This is a genomic window from Jeotgalibacillus sp. 10bf12, from assembly GCF_055597105.1.
This window is the reverse complement of sequence record NZ_CP200276.1, coordinates 1,893,417-1,908,876: the sequence shown is the minus strand read 5'-3', so window position 1 is coordinate 1,908,876 and position 15,460 is coordinate 1,893,417. Positions and strand designations below refer to the sequence as shown.

General features: G+C 46.2%; 10 protein-coding genes, 16 tRNA genes and 3 rRNA genes. 1 reads left to right on the top strand and 28 read right to left on the bottom strand.

The genetic code is table 11. The features are described 5' to 3' along the window. Positions 1-35: 35 nt before the first annotated feature. The 9 genes from yhbH to queG form a co-directional block, all read right to left on the bottom strand. Positions 36-1,193 carry a sporulation protein YhbH gene (yhbH, locus tag DH10bf12_RS09985; RefSeq protein ID WP_471735158.1) on the bottom strand — a complete coding sequence of 386 codons (1,158 nt, stop codon included), beginning with the start codon at positions 1,191-1,193 and terminating at the stop codon, positions 36-38. Positions 1,194-1,274: 81 nt separating this feature from the next. Then, entirely contained in the window at positions 1,275-1,580 is a 306-nt protein-coding gene (locus tag DH10bf12_RS09980) for a hypothetical protein (protein WP_471735157.1), read from the bottom strand. Between the two features lie 130 nt (positions 1,581-1,710). Next, positions 1,711-1,881, bottom strand: coding sequence for a hypothetical protein (locus DH10bf12_RS09975; protein WP_156129535.1), 171 nt, complete (start codon positions 1,879-1,881; stop codon positions 1,711-1,713). A gap of 391 nt (positions 1,882-2,272) precedes the next feature. Continuing rightward, positions 2,273-2,443 (bottom strand): hypothetical protein, encoded by a 171-nt coding sequence (locus tag DH10bf12_RS09970; RefSeq protein ID WP_471735156.1) that lies wholly within the window; start codon positions 2,441-2,443, stop codon positions 2,273-2,275. A gap of 50 nt (positions 2,444-2,493) precedes the next feature. Beyond that, positions 2,494-4,389: a PrkA family serine protein kinase gene (locus DH10bf12_RS09965; protein ID WP_471735155.1), complete on the bottom strand. Its 1,896-nt coding sequence runs from the start codon at positions 4,387-4,389 to the stop codon at positions 2,494-2,496. A 304-nt stretch (positions 4,390-4,693) separates the two neighbouring features. Beyond that, on the bottom strand, positions 4,694-5,443 hold the full coding sequence (gene nfsA / locus DH10bf12_RS09960; RefSeq protein ID WP_471735154.1) for an oxygen-insensitive NADPH nitroreductase: 750 nt from the start codon (positions 5,441-5,443) through the stop codon (positions 4,694-4,696). A gap of 185 nt (positions 5,444-5,628) precedes the next feature. Then, entirely contained in the window at positions 5,629-6,102 is a 474-nt protein-coding gene (trmL, locus tag DH10bf12_RS09955) for a tRNA (uridine(34)/cytosine(34)/5-carboxymethylaminomethyluridine(34)-2'-O)-methyltransferase TrmL (RefSeq protein ID WP_471735153.1), read from the bottom strand. A 46-nt stretch (positions 6,103-6,148) separates the two neighbouring features. After that, positions 6,149-6,607 carry an amidase domain-containing protein gene (locus tag DH10bf12_RS09950; RefSeq protein ID WP_471735152.1) on the bottom strand — a complete coding sequence of 153 codons (459 nt, stop codon included), beginning with the start codon at positions 6,605-6,607 and terminating at the stop codon, positions 6,149-6,151. A gap of 13 nt (positions 6,608-6,620) precedes the next feature. Continuing rightward, positions 6,621-7,751 (bottom strand): tRNA epoxyqueuosine(34) reductase QueG, encoded by a 1,131-nt coding sequence (gene queG, locus DH10bf12_RS09945; protein ID WP_471735151.1) that lies wholly within the window; start codon positions 7,749-7,751, stop codon positions 6,621-6,623. 63 nt (positions 7,752-7,814) lie between these two features. On the opposite strand from queG, the gene DH10bf12_RS09940 reads away from it, so the two are divergent. Further along, positions 7,815-8,465 (top strand): B3/B4 domain-containing protein, encoded by a 651-nt coding sequence (locus DH10bf12_RS09940; protein WP_471735150.1) that lies wholly within the window; start codon positions 7,815-7,817, stop codon positions 8,463-8,465. A gap of 271 nt (positions 8,466-8,736) precedes the next feature. Here the strand turns inward: DH10bf12_RS09940 and DH10bf12_RS09935 are convergent. The 19 genes from DH10bf12_RS09935 to DH10bf12_RS09845 form a co-directional block, all read right to left on the bottom strand. Next, positions 8,737-8,810 (bottom strand) — tRNA-Gly (locus DH10bf12_RS09935). Between the two features lie 6 nt (positions 8,811-8,816). After that, positions 8,817-8,901: transfer RNA gene (locus DH10bf12_RS09930), tRNA-Leu, on the bottom strand. Between the two features lie 62 nt (positions 8,902-8,963). Then, a tRNA-Cys gene (locus DH10bf12_RS09925) sits at positions 8,964-9,037 on the bottom strand. Positions 9,038-9,048: 11 nt separating this feature from the next. Then, a tRNA-Gly gene (locus DH10bf12_RS09920) sits at positions 9,049-9,123 on the bottom strand. Between the two features lie 6 nt (positions 9,124-9,129). Next, positions 9,130-9,204 (bottom strand) — tRNA-Gln (locus DH10bf12_RS09915). Positions 9,205-9,209: 5 nt separating this feature from the next. Further along, positions 9,210-9,285, bottom strand: a tRNA-His gene (locus tag DH10bf12_RS09910). A gap of 20 nt (positions 9,286-9,305) precedes the next feature. Next, positions 9,306-9,379, bottom strand: a tRNA-Trp gene (locus tag DH10bf12_RS09905). A 5-nt stretch (positions 9,380-9,384) separates the two neighbouring features. Then, a tRNA-Tyr gene (locus DH10bf12_RS09900) sits at positions 9,385-9,468 on the bottom strand. A gap of 15 nt (positions 9,469-9,483) precedes the next feature. Next, positions 9,484-9,559 (bottom strand) — tRNA-Thr (locus tag DH10bf12_RS09895). 6 nt (positions 9,560-9,565) lie between these two features. Then, a tRNA-Phe gene (locus DH10bf12_RS09890) sits at positions 9,566-9,641 on the bottom strand. 62 nt (positions 9,642-9,703) lie between these two features. After that, a tRNA-Asp gene (locus DH10bf12_RS09885) sits at positions 9,704-9,779 on the bottom strand. An 8-nt stretch (positions 9,780-9,787) separates the two neighbouring features. Continuing rightward, a tRNA-Met gene (locus DH10bf12_RS09880) sits at positions 9,788-9,861 on the bottom strand. A gap of 21 nt (positions 9,862-9,882) precedes the next feature. Further along, a tRNA-Val gene (locus tag DH10bf12_RS09875) sits at positions 9,883-9,958 on the bottom strand. Positions 9,959-9,976: 18 nt separating this feature from the next. Then, positions 9,977-10,051: transfer RNA gene (locus DH10bf12_RS09870), tRNA-Glu, on the bottom strand. Between the two features lie 9 nt (positions 10,052-10,060). Further along, a tRNA-Ser gene (locus tag DH10bf12_RS09865) sits at positions 10,061-10,152 on the bottom strand. A 1-nt stretch (position 10,153) separates the two neighbouring features. Next, positions 10,154-10,228, bottom strand: a tRNA-Asn gene (locus DH10bf12_RS09860). 5 nt (positions 10,229-10,233) lie between these two features. Continuing rightward, positions 10,234-10,349: ribosomal RNA gene (gene rrf / locus DH10bf12_RS09855) — 5S ribosomal RNA — on the bottom strand. Between the two features lie 244 nt (positions 10,350-10,593). Beyond that, positions 10,594-13,516: ribosomal RNA gene (locus tag DH10bf12_RS09850) — 23S ribosomal RNA — on the bottom strand. A gap of 251 nt (positions 13,517-13,767) precedes the next feature. Further along, positions 13,768-15,316: ribosomal RNA gene (locus DH10bf12_RS09845) — 16S ribosomal RNA — on the bottom strand. The 16S, 23S and 5S rRNA genes sit together here with 16 tRNA genes alongside, the layout of an rRNA operon. Positions 15,317-15,460 lie beyond the last annotated feature (144 nt).

Sequence of the window (15,460 nt, the reverse complement as noted above, 5' to 3'; positions counted from 1 at the left end):
GCGCTAAATTTAGTGCTACCTTCCTTTCTGTTTAACTACACATTCAGCTTCTTGCTTAAAAAGTACTTCAGTGCATCCAGTACTTCGGTTTTTCTTCTGACGATAAAGGTTCTGATATCTTCCTGTTCAGATTTTGCAAAGACCGACATAAGGGAAGACTGGCGGTGATACTGGCTGACTTCACCGTAGCCAAGCATGTTGCAGTGTTCTGCGAGCTGCTTGATCAGTGGCAGACATCTTTCATTATCTGACGTCAGATTATCACCATCTGAAATATGAAAAGCGTAAATATTATATCTTTCAACAGGATAATCATTTTCAATGATCTCAATCGCTTTCCGATAAGCAGAGGAGCAGATTGTACCGCCACTTTCACCTTTTGTAAAAAAGGTATCTTCTTCCACTTCTTTTGCCTCTGTATGGTGCGATACAAATCTGATTTCCACGTGTGAATAATGCAGCTTTAAAAATTTGACCAGCCAGAAAAAGAAGCTTCTTGCAATATACTTTTCAAACATGCCCATCGATCCACTTGTATCCATCATCGCGATTACAGCTGCTTTTGATTCCTTTTCTTTTGTTTCAGTCCAAGTTTTGTAACGGATGTCTTCAGGCAGAATCGGGTGAAATCCTGCTTCCCCGTTCATTGCATTTCGCTTGAATGCAGTCATCATGGTCTTCTTTTTATCAATATTACCTGTCAGACCTTTTGTTCTGATATCGGTGAACTGAATGCCTTCTTTTGCAGCGTCAACTTCTTCTTTTTGTTTAAAATCAGGAAGCTCGAGCTGGCTGAATAAAGCTGTTTCAATATCTTCAATCGATACTTCTGCTTCTACATAATCTTCTCCCGGATCAGACCCCGCCTGTTTGCCGCTTTCCTTACCGGACCTTGCGATAACATCCCCTGCTTCACTATCGCCATCGCCCTGTCCAATGTGCTTCTTTTTTGAATGATCATAACGAATTTTATATTCATCCAGTGAACGGACCGGAATCTTCACAACTTTTTTCCCGTCTGACATAATGACATTTTCTTCAGTGATCAGCTCAGGCAGCCTGTCTTTAATGGCCTGCTGAATCTTCCGGCTGTGCCTCACCTGATCCTCCTGGCCCTGCTGATGCAGGGACCAGTCTTCTTTCGATACGATAGAACCCTGCATAACTGCCTCCACCCTTTTCCTTTTCTTCATTGTATGAAAGAACCCTCAGATTATTTCATCAGATTTCAAGAAAAAGAGTCGAAAAGAAAAAGACCTGGCAATTCAGGTCTTTTAAATGCTTTTTTCTTCGGCTGTAGAACGTGATGCGTCCAGCAGCAGAATCACAGCTGTTACAACGTGCATCACAAACCCGAGGAACGGTATAACACCGACAACTGAAGTCACAATCCCAAAAATGCTTCCTGTTTTGGAGGTGTACTCGCGTGCTGCAAATACAAGCGTGACAATGTGAAGAGCAAGCATGATTCCGAGCGGTGCCCATGAAGTACCGAATATAATGATTCCGCCTAAGATCGGAATCGCAAAAAACGCTTCAAGTCCACCTGTGATCCATTTCATCGTTGTGGAAATTCTCATTTAACATCCAGTCCTTTCTTCATTTACTTATCATATATGGCATAATGGCTGTTTTCAATTCATACCTCTTATACGTATATCATCAGAAAAAGTTTCAAAAAAAATAACCAGTTTTTTATGACTGGTTATTTTAAGACTTTTCTTCATATTGAATTGGATCCGAAAGCTTCTTACTCGACTTCAACTCCCCGCCTGACCGGATTTTCTCCATCTGCTTTCCAAGCATCACAAGCTCTTCCATTGTGCTCGCCATACTCCCATTTACCGGCTCAAGCTCTTTAAAATACTCTCTGCCTGGCATGAAAAATCCCCTCCGAATTTTTTTCAATTGTATCATTGTTTGAAAATTCGGTCAAATTAAGAAAAACAGAGATGAGCATTTGAGCGTGTACACGTTGGACATAGTGTCTGCGCTTTAGCGTTCGAATCATTAAAAAGGTCATCGATATAATTTGAGAGGTGATAGATAAAAGTCAAAAGCTCATTTATATATCTGGCAGCTGCGCTGCAGAAGTTGAATAAACCGGATTGCTGATCTAATCATAGCAAAAGGTCATAGATAAACCCCAAAAGCCGATCGAAAACTCCAGTATCCGCCATAACCGTCCCAGCCGCTTGCCGACAGCTCTAAATCATCCTATCCTGCTTCGACTCTTAAACCCGCTCTCAGCCATAAAAAAAGAAGAGGCAACTTACTCCTCTTCTTCATATTGCTCAGTACCGGGCTCCCGGTGCTTTTTCAATTGTTCATTTGTGCGCATTTTTTCCATCTGGCGGCCAAGCTGATCCATCTCTTCAAGATCATTTGCCATGGAGCTGTTATCGGGTACATCATTTTTATCATGTTCATGTTTCTTTGTCATGTCAATTCACCTCTACTGTGAATATACCCTGCATTCACAGCTGAAAAACGTTACCTGTTCAGGAGAGAACCGACGTAACGCAGCAGGTCATTAGCACTGACAGAGTTATAACCGTATTCATCTATCAGCCTTGCAATGACTTCATTCATCTTTTTCAACTGAAGTTCATCAGGTGTTTTGGAAGACGTTGTAATCTTCACAACATCCTTCAGATCAGAAAACAGCTTTTTCTGAATCGCTTCTTTTAACCGGCTGTGCGATTGATAATCGAACCGCTTGCCTTTCCTTGCAAAGGCTGAAATTCTGATCAGGATCTCTTCCCGGAATGCTTTTTTCGCATTCTCAGACACGCCGATCTGCTCTTCAATTGAACGCATCAGCCTTTCATCAGGATGCATCTCTTCCCCGGTTAAAGGATCTTTTAATTTTGATTTATGACAATAGGACTCAACATTATCCAGGTAGTTATCCATCAGTGTCTTAGCGGATTCTTCATAGGAATAAACAAATGCTTTCTGCACTTCTTTTTTAGCCAGATCATCAAACTCTTTTCTTGCGAGTGAAATACATGTTAAATAATGTTCCCGGCTCTCTTTTGAAATAGACGCATGCTGGTCAAATCCTTCTTTTAAGGATCTTAGTACATCTAGCGCATTAATCGAACTGAGTTCTTTTTTGATAATCGTTGAAGAGATCCGGTTCAGGACATAGCGGGGATCAATCCCTTCCATCCCTTCACCTGAGTGCTCCCGCTTCAGCTCTTCGACATCTGATTCTCCAAACCCTTCAACTGACTCCCCGTCATACATTTTCATTTTATTGATCAGATTGATGTCTTTGCGCTTTGGTTCCTTCAATCGTGTTAAAACGGTAAATACAGCTGCTGTGCGCAGCGTGTGCGGTGCAATATGAACATCTGCCACATCACTTTGCGAGATCAGTTTCTCATAAATTTTCTCCTCTTCAGACACCCTGAGATTATAAGGCATCGGCATTACAATCATTCTGGAGTGAAGCGCCTCATTCTTCTTATTTGCAATAAATGAGCGGTATTCAGTTTCATTGGTATGTGCAACAATCATTTCATCAGCTGAGATCAATGCAAACCGTCCCGCTTTAAAATTTCCTTCCTGCGTCAGAGAAAGCAAATGCCACAGAAACTTTTCATCGCATTTCAGCATTTCCTGAAATTCCATCAGCCCTCTATTTGCCTTATTTAACTCCCCGTCAAACCGGTATGCCCGCGGGTCTGATTCAGAGCCATACTCAGCGATTGTAGAAAAGTCCAGACTGCCTGTCAGATCAGCAATGTCCTGCGACTTCGGATCAGATGGACTGAATGTGCCGATACCGGTCCGCTTATCTTCTGAGAAAAACACCCGCTCAACCGGAACATCTTCAATTCTATTCCCAAATTCCTTTTCAAGTCTCATCATATTTAACGGTGATAAATGCCCCTCTATCCGTACACCATATTCCTTAAAGAAATCATCACGCAGTGCTTCCGGAATCAAATGCAGTGGATCTTCGTGCATTGGACAACCTTTAATTGCATATACAGCCCCGCGATCCGTTCGCGTATATTGTTCAAGCCCTCTTTTTAAAAGCGTGACAAGAGTTGATTTTCCACCGCTTACAGGTCCCATTAATAATAGAATCCTCTTTTTCACATCAAGTCTTCTGGCTGCCGGATGAAAATATTCCTCCACAAGCCGCTCAAGTGCTTCTTCAAGTCCAAATAAATGACGATTAAAAAAACGGTAGCTTTTCCTGCCGTTAATGTTCTCTGTACCTGCATCTTTGATCATATTATAAATGCGCGAATGTGCAGACTGCGCAACCCAGGGTTTATCTTTTAGCATCATTAAATAATCAGAGAAGGTCCCTTCCCATTTAAGCATCGATTCTTCAAGCTGATAGTCTGCCACCCGTTTTAACATATCCATCTGATTCTCCCCCTCTTCGCCTTCATATAAAACGGTATGCAGCACACCCTGTATTCATGAACAATGCTAAATGAAATCTGCTAATTCACATGTCAGTCATTTCTTTATTGTGGGGATTCATGTATAATTAAAAGTATATGAAATTGATTCACACTTTTTCTCCGGGAGGTATTTGAAATGGGTACAGTACTGATTTTAGGTATTTGTGTAGCATTCCTTGCAGCGATCTTTGCAGCTGGTTATAACGATAAGCCGGGCAAAACTAAAAAAAACTAAAAAAAGCTGCCGATGCAGCTTTTTTTAGTTACTTCTTTGCAAAGTTTTTCTCTTCTACAAATTCTTTCATATACATCCGGTTCTTTTTTTGAAGCATTTGTGCCATCTGTTCTGTCCATTTATCACTTCTTTTTCCTGAAGTACGCTCATGGTAATAGGCTGAGATCGCCTCATTATATTCATCCATTTCCTGCTTTACTGTATCTTCCTGATGTCTATAGCTGTTTTCATGATAAATAGACTGAAACGGCATTCTTGGTTTAACAGCTGTCTCCTGATCCGGTACACCGACTGTCAGACCAAACAGCGGAATCACATGTTCCGGTGTTTCAAGCAGTTCTGATACTTCCGGCAGGTTATTTCGAAGTCCTCCGATATAACAAATGCCAAGCCCCATTGATTCAGCCGCAACTGCTGCATTTTGTGCAGCTAGAGATGCATCAATAACAGAGACCATAAACTTTTCCATGGAAGTAATTGAATCATCTACATCTGCATTTTCCCACTTGCCGATTAATGAATGTCTGTATAAATCCGCACAGAATACAAAAAAGTGCCCGCTGTCAGCTACATAATCCTGACCGCCTGCAAGTTCAGCGAGCTTTTTCTTTTTCTCCGGGTCCGTTACACCAATAATTGAATATGCCTGGATAAAGCTTGATGTAGAAGCCATCTGAGCAGCTTCAACGATCATCTGAATTTGTTCAGGTGACAGCTTTTCGTCTTTAAATTTTCTGACTGACCGGTGATTCAACAATGTTTCAATTGTCTGATTCATACTTTTATCCACCTTTCTATGTCTAACTGTTTTTAAGTGTAGCGTTTTATTAGTCAGACCTTCAAATTTTAAGCATTAAAAAAGGATGAGAGTGAGATCTCATCCTTTCTTTATAACCGTTTCGCTGCACTATATGTGCTTTTAATACTCAGAAGTTTTTTCCAAACATATATTACAAGGTTACTTTACCCAAGTGAAGGATAGTTCTGCTGTCTTAACGCTTCGTATACAAGAATGGCTGCTGTATTCGACAGATTCAATGAACGCACATGTTCATTCATCGGAATACGCAGGGCACGGTCTTTATTATTTTCAATCACGTCATCAGGCAGGCCTGACGTTTCACGTCCGAAAATAAAATAAAAATCCTTCTCCATATCACTGTAATCAAAAGTTGAATGCGGCTGTTTTCCATACTTCGTCAGATAGAAGTAATCCCCGCCTTCACTTGCCTGATAAAAGTCTTCTAGTGACTCATGGTAATGAATATCAACATGCTGCCAATAATCAAGACCTGCACGTTTCAGCATTTTATCGTCTGTAGAAAAGCCAAGCGGCTTAATTAAATGTAATGATGTACCAGTCGCTGCACATGTACGTGCAATGTTACCTGTATTAGCAGGAATCTCCGGCTGGAATAGTACAACGTGTAATCCCAATGTCTTCACCTCATCATGTATTTCGGCTGAGCCATTATCTATTCTATCATGAAAGGTGAAAAAAATAATACCTGATCGATGGAGAATAAGCTGCTGAATCACTATATGTCCAAAGCCTTCTCCGGCTATCGTTTGTATGTGCATTAACATAAGGTACACCCTGGTCTAAATATGTCACAATGGCCGTATGATCAATTCGTCCGTCACCTGCAAAATCATAACAAATGACATCACCAATCTGAAGCATCGAAGCATCTGGCACTCTCTCAGCTGCTTCTTCCAAAAACCAGCGCATTGAATGTGCAACGGCCCAACTGAGACTCCATTGTCCTCCCTGAAGCCACCACCCATTATATCGGTCAGGGTACCCTCTCATCACAAGACCCCCGGCAAGCAGACATTGAGATACAAAGTTCGTACAGTCTACCGGGAAAGCAGGAAATGCAGGATTTCTCCTATCCCACCATTCTTCAGCGTAGGCAGCGGCAAGTGCGCCATTATACATCCCTTCACACCTTTCATTTACAAAGTGATAAGCCTTTTTCGATCTCTTTTAACACCTCTTCATCCTGTTCAACTTCTTTTTGCTTCAACAGCATCTGTTCAGCTTCTTCCCCGCCGATCTTACCTGCTGCCCATGCTGCTGTCCCTCTCATAACCGGGCGCACATCATGCTGCATCACTTCAAAAATAGAAGGGAGTGCTGAAGCTTCCTTAAAATGAGCAAGTCCAATCAGCGCATTACGCTGTATCGGCTTTTTACCTCTCCATGAACCCGACACATGACCATACTGCTCTTTAAATTCCCTGTTGCTGATTGACAATAGCGGCTCAAGAAGTGGCTTAGCAATCTCCGGATCAGGCTCAAACTCTGGATGAATATGCATATCAATCCCTTTATTTTTAGGACATACTGTCTGACACGTATCACATCCATAAAGTCTATTCCCAATTTTAGAGCGATATTCGTCAGGGAGAAAGTCCTTCGTCTGCGTCAAGAATGCGATACACTTTTTTGCATCAAGCTGTCCTCCCTGCACCAGTGCACCGGTCGGACACACATCCACGCATAAATTACAATCGCCGCACTGATCCTCCATCGGTTCATCCGGGCTGAAAGGGATATTTGTAATCATTTCACCTAAATAAACATAAGAACCAAACTCCGGCGTGATAATGGAACAGTTTTTAGCGCTCCAGCCGATGCCTGCCCTCTCAGCAACGGCACGGTCCACAAGCTCTCCCGTATCAACCATCGACTTCATTCTCGCATCAGGCACTCTCTCCTGTATAAACTGCTCAAGGCGCTCAAGCGCTTTTCTTAAAACCGTGTGATAATCCTCTCCCCACGATGCTCTTGCGAAAACCCCTCTGCGCTCTCCTTTTTTACTTCTCGGAGCATCCTTCATTTTAGAAGGATAAGCAAGTGCAATCGATATAATTGATTTAGGTTCATGCATTAATAATGAAGGGGTTACACGCTTTTCGATATCCTTTTCCTCAAAACCTGACTGATAATTGAGTGCTTCCTGTCTCATCAGCCGTCCTTTCAGATCAGAAAAGAAACCTGCGCTTGTAAAGCCGATTTTATCAATGCCCAGTTCATCAATGTGATCAATAATTTCCTGTTTCAGCGTATCATAATTCATTCTAATCCCCCTTTCTATATGGAAATGTTAAACTGAATGCATACAAAAGGAGTTGACCACCGTATGGAAGTTTCAGTTCATTCATCACTATCATCTTATTCATTTGGCATTATTCATTATCGAAACGTCACCGTCAGTGAATCACCTCAGATGCTAAAAGGGCGGCTCCAACTGTTTCAGGAATCACTATTTTTTGACCTGAAGGATAAGAAGCCGGCAGACTTTGAAGGCATAGCTGAATGGAGACAATTGTTTAAGCATTTCGGTAAAGATCCTAACCGATACAGACCAAGTACCGAAGCTCTTCTCAGAAGAATTTCAAAACAAAATTATCTGCCGAGTGCTAATTCAGCAGTTGATCTGAATAACTTCTTTTCCCTGCAGTACGAAACGCCGCTAGGCATATACGATGCTGAAAAGATCAGCGGACCAGTTGAGATCAGGGTCGGCAGCAAACATCAGCAATTTGAAGGCTTAAACGGCAGAGAAAACTCTGCTGAAAACCTGGTTATCGCTGCTGATGATCATGGGCCATTCGGCAGTCCAAGCGTTGATTCAATCAGAACTGCAGTAAGCAGGGATACAACTGAAGCATTACACATTGTCTACTTCAGACCCTCACTGCCAACTGAGGATCAGGAAAAGCTGCTTGATTCGTTAAAGCATATGTTTATCCAGGTAAATGGAGGTACTGCAACATCACAAATTATTTAAATATATTATATCATCCGGACACGATCGATCAAAAAGCCTCATCATATATGAGGCTTTTATATTTATTTAAATACATAGACCTGTTAAAGCAGACCGCTGATTTACGGTCCGAAGTATACTCCAAGTGGCCCGGCGGTGAGCCAAGAGGCTTCATCCCTCCCAGCCACTGGAGACACTGCCTTCCTAAACAGTCTCTTTAACATAGTTAAAGACACAAAAAAACGCACCGCTTCGTTTTAGTTAAACGAAACACTGCGTTGGTTATGTATGTTGGAGCGGGTGATGAGAATCGAACTCACGACATCAGCTTGGAAGGCTGAGGTTTTACCACTAAACTACACCCGCGTATGCTGGTACCGATGGCCGGGATCGAACCGGCACTCCCGAAGGAACACGATTTTGAGTCGTGCGCGTCTGCCAATTCCGCCACATCGGCATGATAGTATGAATCTTATCATACGCATGTACGTATTACAAATCACAATTATTTAAAATATTTGGAGGCGGTAACCGGACTCGAACCGGTGATAAGGGTTTTGCAGACCCGTGCCTTACCACTTGGCTATACCGCCGAAAATAAAAATGGAGCGGAAGACGAGATTCGAACTCGCGACCCCCACCTTGGCAAGGTGGTGTTCTACCACTGAACTACTCCCGCAAAAAATGGCTGGGCTAGCTGGATTCGAACCAACGCATGACGGAGTCAAAGTCCGTTGCCTTACCGCTTGGCTATAGCCCAATATATGGGGCGACTGATGGGAATCGAACCCACGAATGCCGGAACCACAATCCGGTGCGTTAACCACTTCGCCACAATCGCCGTAATGAAATTTTTAAAATTGGCAGGGGCAGTAGGAATCGAACCCACACCGGAGGTTTTGGAGACCTCTGTTCTACCTTTAAACTATGCCCCTATGAATGGTGGAGGGGGGCAGATTCGAACTGCCGAACCCGAAGGAGCGGATTTACAGTCCGCCGCGTTTAGCCACTTCGCTACCCCTCCATATAAAATTAAAACTGGTGCCGGCAAGAGGACTTGAACCCCCAACCTACTGATTACAAGTCAGTTGCTCTACCAGTTGAGCTACACCGGCAATACATGGTGGCTTTGGACGGAATCGAACCGCCGACACATGGATTTTCAGTCCATTGCTCTACCAACTGAGCTACAAAGCCAAATATTTAAGCATTTTCTATCTTACTATGTAAATAATTATTTTTCAACCATCAGTTGAAAATGGCGGTCCCGACCGGGATCGAACCGGCGATCTCCTGCGTGACAGGCAGGCATGTTAACCGCTACACCACGGGACCAAAGGTAATTGCGGGGGCAGGATTTGAACCTGCGACCTTCGGGTTATGAGCCCGACGAGCTACCGAACTGCTCCACCCCGCGACGATATAAAGTTAGAAAGAATGGTGGAGAATGACGGGCTCGAACCGCCGACCCTCTGCTTGTAAGGCAGATGCTCTCCCAGCTGAGCTAATTCTCCATGGGAATAAATTTTAAATGGTGACCCGTACGGGATTCGAACCCGTGTTACCGCCGTGAAAGGGCGGTGTCTTAACCGCTTGACCAACGGGCCAGTATGCAATGGCGGAGAGCAAGGGATTCGAACCCTTGAGACAGCGGTAGCCGCCTACACGATTTCCAATCGTGCTCCTTCGACCTCTCGGACAGCTCTCCATGGCTCCACAGGTAGGACTCGAACCTACGACCGATCGGTTAACAGCCGATTGCTCTACCACTGAGCTACTGTGGAATATTGCCTAGCGACGTCCTACTCTCACAGGGGGAAACCCCCAACTACCATCGGCGCTGAAGAGCTTAACTTCCGTGTTCGGCATGGGAACGGGTGTGACCTCTTCGCTATCATCACTAGACTATATCGCAACTCGGCGACAAGTACTATCATAACACTTTTCGAAGGCAAATGCAACACTTTTTTTCGCGCCTTCAAAACTGGATACGTTCATCAAAGTAAGAGATTTTCCGAGAATCAACCTTAGTCCAGTTTCAGCTCCTAGCTTTTCGGCTGCTTCACCCTGCCTGTTTGAGACTAACGTCTCACCCATTCAGGCTTCCACCAGCTCTCAAAGCTGACCAGTCGCTTCCACTTTCTTATATTTGGTTAAGTCCTCGATCGATTAGTATTCGTCAGCTGCACATGTCACCATGCTTCCACCTCGAACCTATCTACCTGATCATCTTTCAGGGATCTTACCACTTGCGTGTGGGAAATCTCATCTTGAGGGGGGCTTCATGCTTAGATGCTTTCAGCACTTATCCCGTCCGCACATAGCTACCCAGCGATGCCATTGGCATGACAACTGGTACACCAGCGGTGCGTCCATCCCGGTCCTCTCGTACTAAGGACAGCTCCTCTCAAATTTCCTGCGCCCACGACGGATAGGGACCGAACTGTCTCACGACGTTCTGAACCCAGCTCGCGTACCGCTTTAATGGGCGAACAGCCCAACCCTTGGGACCGACTACAGCCCCAGGATGCGATGAGCCGACATCGAGGTGCCAAACCTCCCCGTCGATGTGGACTCTTGGGGGAGATAAGCCTGTTATCCCCGGGGTAGCTTTTATCCGTTGAGCGATGGCCCTTCCATGCGGAACCACCGGATCACTAAGCCCGTCTTTCGACCCTGCTCGACTTGTAGGTCTCGCAGTCAAGCTCCCTTATGCCTTTACACTCTTCGAATGATTTCCAACCATTCTGAGGGAACCTTTGGGCGCCTCCGTTACTCTTTAGGAGGCGACCGCCCCAGTCAAACTGCCTGCCTGACACTGTCTCCCGGCCCGATAAGGGCCCGGGTTAGAAGTTCAACACAGCGGGGTAGTATCCCACCAATGCCTCCACCGAAGCTGGCGCTCCGGTTTCTAAGGCTCCTACCTATCCTGTACAAGCTGTGCCAAAATTCAATATCAGGCTGCAGTAAAGCTCCACGGGGTCTTTCCGTCCTGTCGCGGGTAACCTGCATCTTCACAGGTACTATAATTTCACCGAGTCTCTCGTTGAGACAGTGCCCAGATCGTTGCACCTTTCGTGCGGGTCGGAACTTACCCGACAAGGAATTTCGCTACCTTAGGACCGTTATAGTTACGGCCGCCGTTTACTGGGGCTTCAATCGCACACCTTCGCTTGCGCTAAGCACTCCTCTTAACCTTCCAGCACCGGGCAGGTGTCAGCCCCTATACTTCACCTTACGGTTTCGCAGAGACCTGTGTTTTTGCTAAACAGTCGCCTGGGCCTATTCACTGCGGCTCTCTCGGGCTTGCACCCTAATAGAGCACCCCTTCTCCCGAAGTTACGGGGTCATTTTGCCGAGTTCCTTAACGAGAGTTCACTCGCTCACCTTAGGATTCTCTCCTCGCCTACCTGTGTCGGTTTGCGGTACGGGCACCTTGCATCTCGCTAGAGGCTTTTCTTGGCAGTGTGGAATCAAAGACTTCGGTACTAATTTCCCTCGTCATCACAGCTCAGCTTACGCGGAAACGGGATTTACCTCATTTCCTGCCTAACTGCTTAAACACGCGCAACCAACGGCGTGCTCTCCTATCCTCCTGCGTCCCCCCATTACTCAAACGATGTGTTGGTGGTACAGGAATACCCCCCAGCTGTCCCTCGCCCACGCCTATCGGCCTCGGCTTAGGTCCCGACTAACCCTGAGCGGACGAGCCTTCCTCAGGAAACCTTAGGCATTCGGTGGAAGAGATTCTCACTCTTCTTTCGCTACTCATACCGGCATTCTCACTTCTAAGTACTCCACCAGTCCTTCCGGTCTGACTTCACAGCGCTTAGAACGCTCTCCTACCACGAATCTCATAGAGATTCATCCACAGCTTCGGTGAATCGTTTAGCCCCGGTACATTTTCGGCGCAGGGTCACTCGACCAGTGAGCTATTACGCACTCTTTAAATGATGGCTGCTTCTAAGCCAACATCCTGGTTGTCTAAGCAACCCCACATCCTTTTCCACTTAACGATTACTTGGGGACCTTAGCTGGTGGTCTGGGCTGTTTCCCTTTCGACTACGGATCTTATCACTCGCAGTCTGACTCCCATGGATAAGTCTTTGGCATTCGGAGTTTGTCTGAATTCGGTAACCCGTTGGGGGCCCCTAGTCCAAACAGTGCTCTACCTCCAAGACTCTTACTACATGAGGCTAGCCCTAAAGCTATTTCGGAGAGAACCAGCTATCTCCAGGTTCGATTGGAATTTCTCCGCTACCCACACCTCATCCCCGCACTTTTCAACGTGCGTGGGTTCGGGCCTCCAATGAGTGTTACCTCATCTTCACCCTGGACATGGGTAGATCACCTGGTTTCGGGTCTACAACCTGATACTATGTCGCCCTATTCAGACTCGCTTTCGCTGCGGCTCCGCTTTCGCTTAACCTTGCATCAAATCGTAACTCGCCGGTTCATTCTACAAAAGGCACGCCATCACCCGTTAACGGGCTCTGACTACTTGTAGGCACACGGTTTCAGGATCTATTTCACTCCCCTTCCGGGGTGCTTTTCACCTTTCCCTCACGGTACTGGTTCACTATCGGTCACTAGGGAGTATTTAGCCTTGGGAGATGGTCCTCCCGGATTCCGACGGAATTTCACGTGTTCCGCCGTACCAGGATCCACTCTGAGAGAAACAGCTTTCGACTACAGGATTGTTACCTTCTGTGATGGGCCTTTCCAGACCGCTTCGTCTAACTGCTTCCTTTGTAACTCCGTATAGAGTGTCCTACAACCCCGAAAGGCAAGCCTTTCGGTTTGGGCTGATCCGTTTCGCTCGCCGCTACTCAGGGAATCGCATTTGCTTTCTCTTCCTCCAGGTACTTAGATGTTTCAGTTCCCTGGGTCTGCCTTCAACCGCCTATGTATTCAGCGGAAGATCATATCCCATTACGGATAAGGGGTTCCCCCATTCGGAAATCTCCGGATCACAGCTTACTTACAGCTCCCCGAAGCATATCGGTGTTCGTACCGTCCTTCATCGGCTCCTAGTGCCAAGGCATCCACCGTGCGCCCTTATTAACTTAACCTAGTTAAAAAGGTACTTCTTAATTAGTTTTCTTATAGAAAACCCTAAGATGGCGATTCTCGGTTATCTTTCTTACTTTGATGTCGTTATCCAGTTTTCAAGGAACGAGCTGCTTTTTTCTCATAACGCTCTTACAATAGAAGAGACGAGAAAAAAGTCAGTGTTTTGAAGGTTTGACCCTTCAAAACTAAACAACCAAACAGTCAACAATCGTTTATGATCTGACCCAAAGAGCCAGTCATATTTCCTTAGAAAGGAGGTGATCCAGCCGCACCTTCCGATACGGCTACCTTGTTACGACTTCACCCCAATCATCTGTCCCACCTTAGGCGGCTGGCTCCAAAAGGTTACCTCACCGACTTCGGGTGTTACAAACTCTCGTGGTGTGACGGGCGGTGTGTACAAGGCCCGGGAACGTATTCACCGCGGCATGCTGATCCGCGATTACTAGCGATTCCAGCTTCATGTAGGCGAGTTGCAGCCTACAATCCGAACTGAGAACGATTTTATGGGATTGGCTAAACCTCGCGGTCTCGCAGCCCTTTGTATCGTCCATTGTAGCACGTGTGTAGCCCAGGTCATAAGGGGCATGATGATTTGACGTCATCCCCACCTTCCTCCGGTTTGTCACCGGCAGTCACCTTAGAGTGCCCAACTGAATGCTGGCAACTAAGATCAAGGGTTGCGCTCGTTGCGGGACTTAACCCAACATCTCACGACACGAGCTGACGACAACCATGCACCACCTGTCACCGTTGTCCCCGAAGGGAAAACACTGTCTCCAGTGCGGTCACCGGGATGTCAAGACCTGGTAAGGTTCTTCGCGTTGCTTCGAATTAAACCACATGCTCCACCGCTTGTGGGGCCCCGTCAATTCCTTTGAGTTTCAGCCTTGCGGCCGTACTCCCCAGGCGGAGTGCTTAATGCGTTAGCTGCAGCACTGAGGGGCGGAAACCCCCCAACACTTAGCACTCATCGTTTACGGCGTGGACTACCAGGGTATCTAATCCTGTTTGCTCCCCACGCTTTCGCGCCTCAGTGTCAGTTACAGGCCAGAAAGTCGCCTTCGCCACTGGTGTTCCTCCACATATCTACGCATTTCACCGCTACACGTGGAATTCCACTTTCCTCTCCTGCACTCAAGTTCCCCAGTTTCCAATGACCCTCCCCGGTTGAGCCGGGGGCTTTCACATCAGACTTTTGGAACCACCTGCGCGCGCTTTACGCCCAATAATTCCGGACAACGCTTGCCACCTACGTATTACCGCGGCTGCTGGCACGTAGTTAGCCGTGGCTTTCTGGTCAGGTACCGTCAAGGTACCATCAGTTACTATGGTACTTGTTCTTCCCTGACAACAGAGCTTTACGATCCGAAAACCTTCTTCACTCACGCGGCGTTGCTCCGTCAGACTTTCGTCCATTGCGGAAGATTCCCTACTGCTGCCTCCGTAGGAGTCTGGGCCGTGTCTCAGTCCCAGTGTGGCCGATCACCCTCTCAGGTCGGCTACGCATCGTTGCCTTGGTGAGCCGTTACCTCACCAACTAGCTAATGCGCCGCGGGCCCATCCTTAAGTGACAGCCGAAGCCGCCTTTCATAAAAGAACCAGGAGGTTCTTTCAATTATCCGGTATTAGCCCCGGTTTCCCGGAGTTATCCCAGTCTTAAGGGCAGGTTGCCCACGTGTTACTCACCCGTCCGCCGCTAACATCTGAGGAGCAAGCTCCTCATCTGTCCGCTCGACTTGCATGTATTAGGCACGCCGCCAGCGTTCGTCCTGAGCCAGGATCAAACTCTCCGTAAAGTGTTTGAAAAGCTCATTGTCTTTTTTGTTCGAAAAAGACTTAAAATCTTAAAACGTTGACGTTTGGTTGTTTAGTTTTCAAGGTTCAAATGTTTCTTCTCAGCATCCTTCTTTATAAGGAAGGAATGCGGCGTTGCTCTCTCA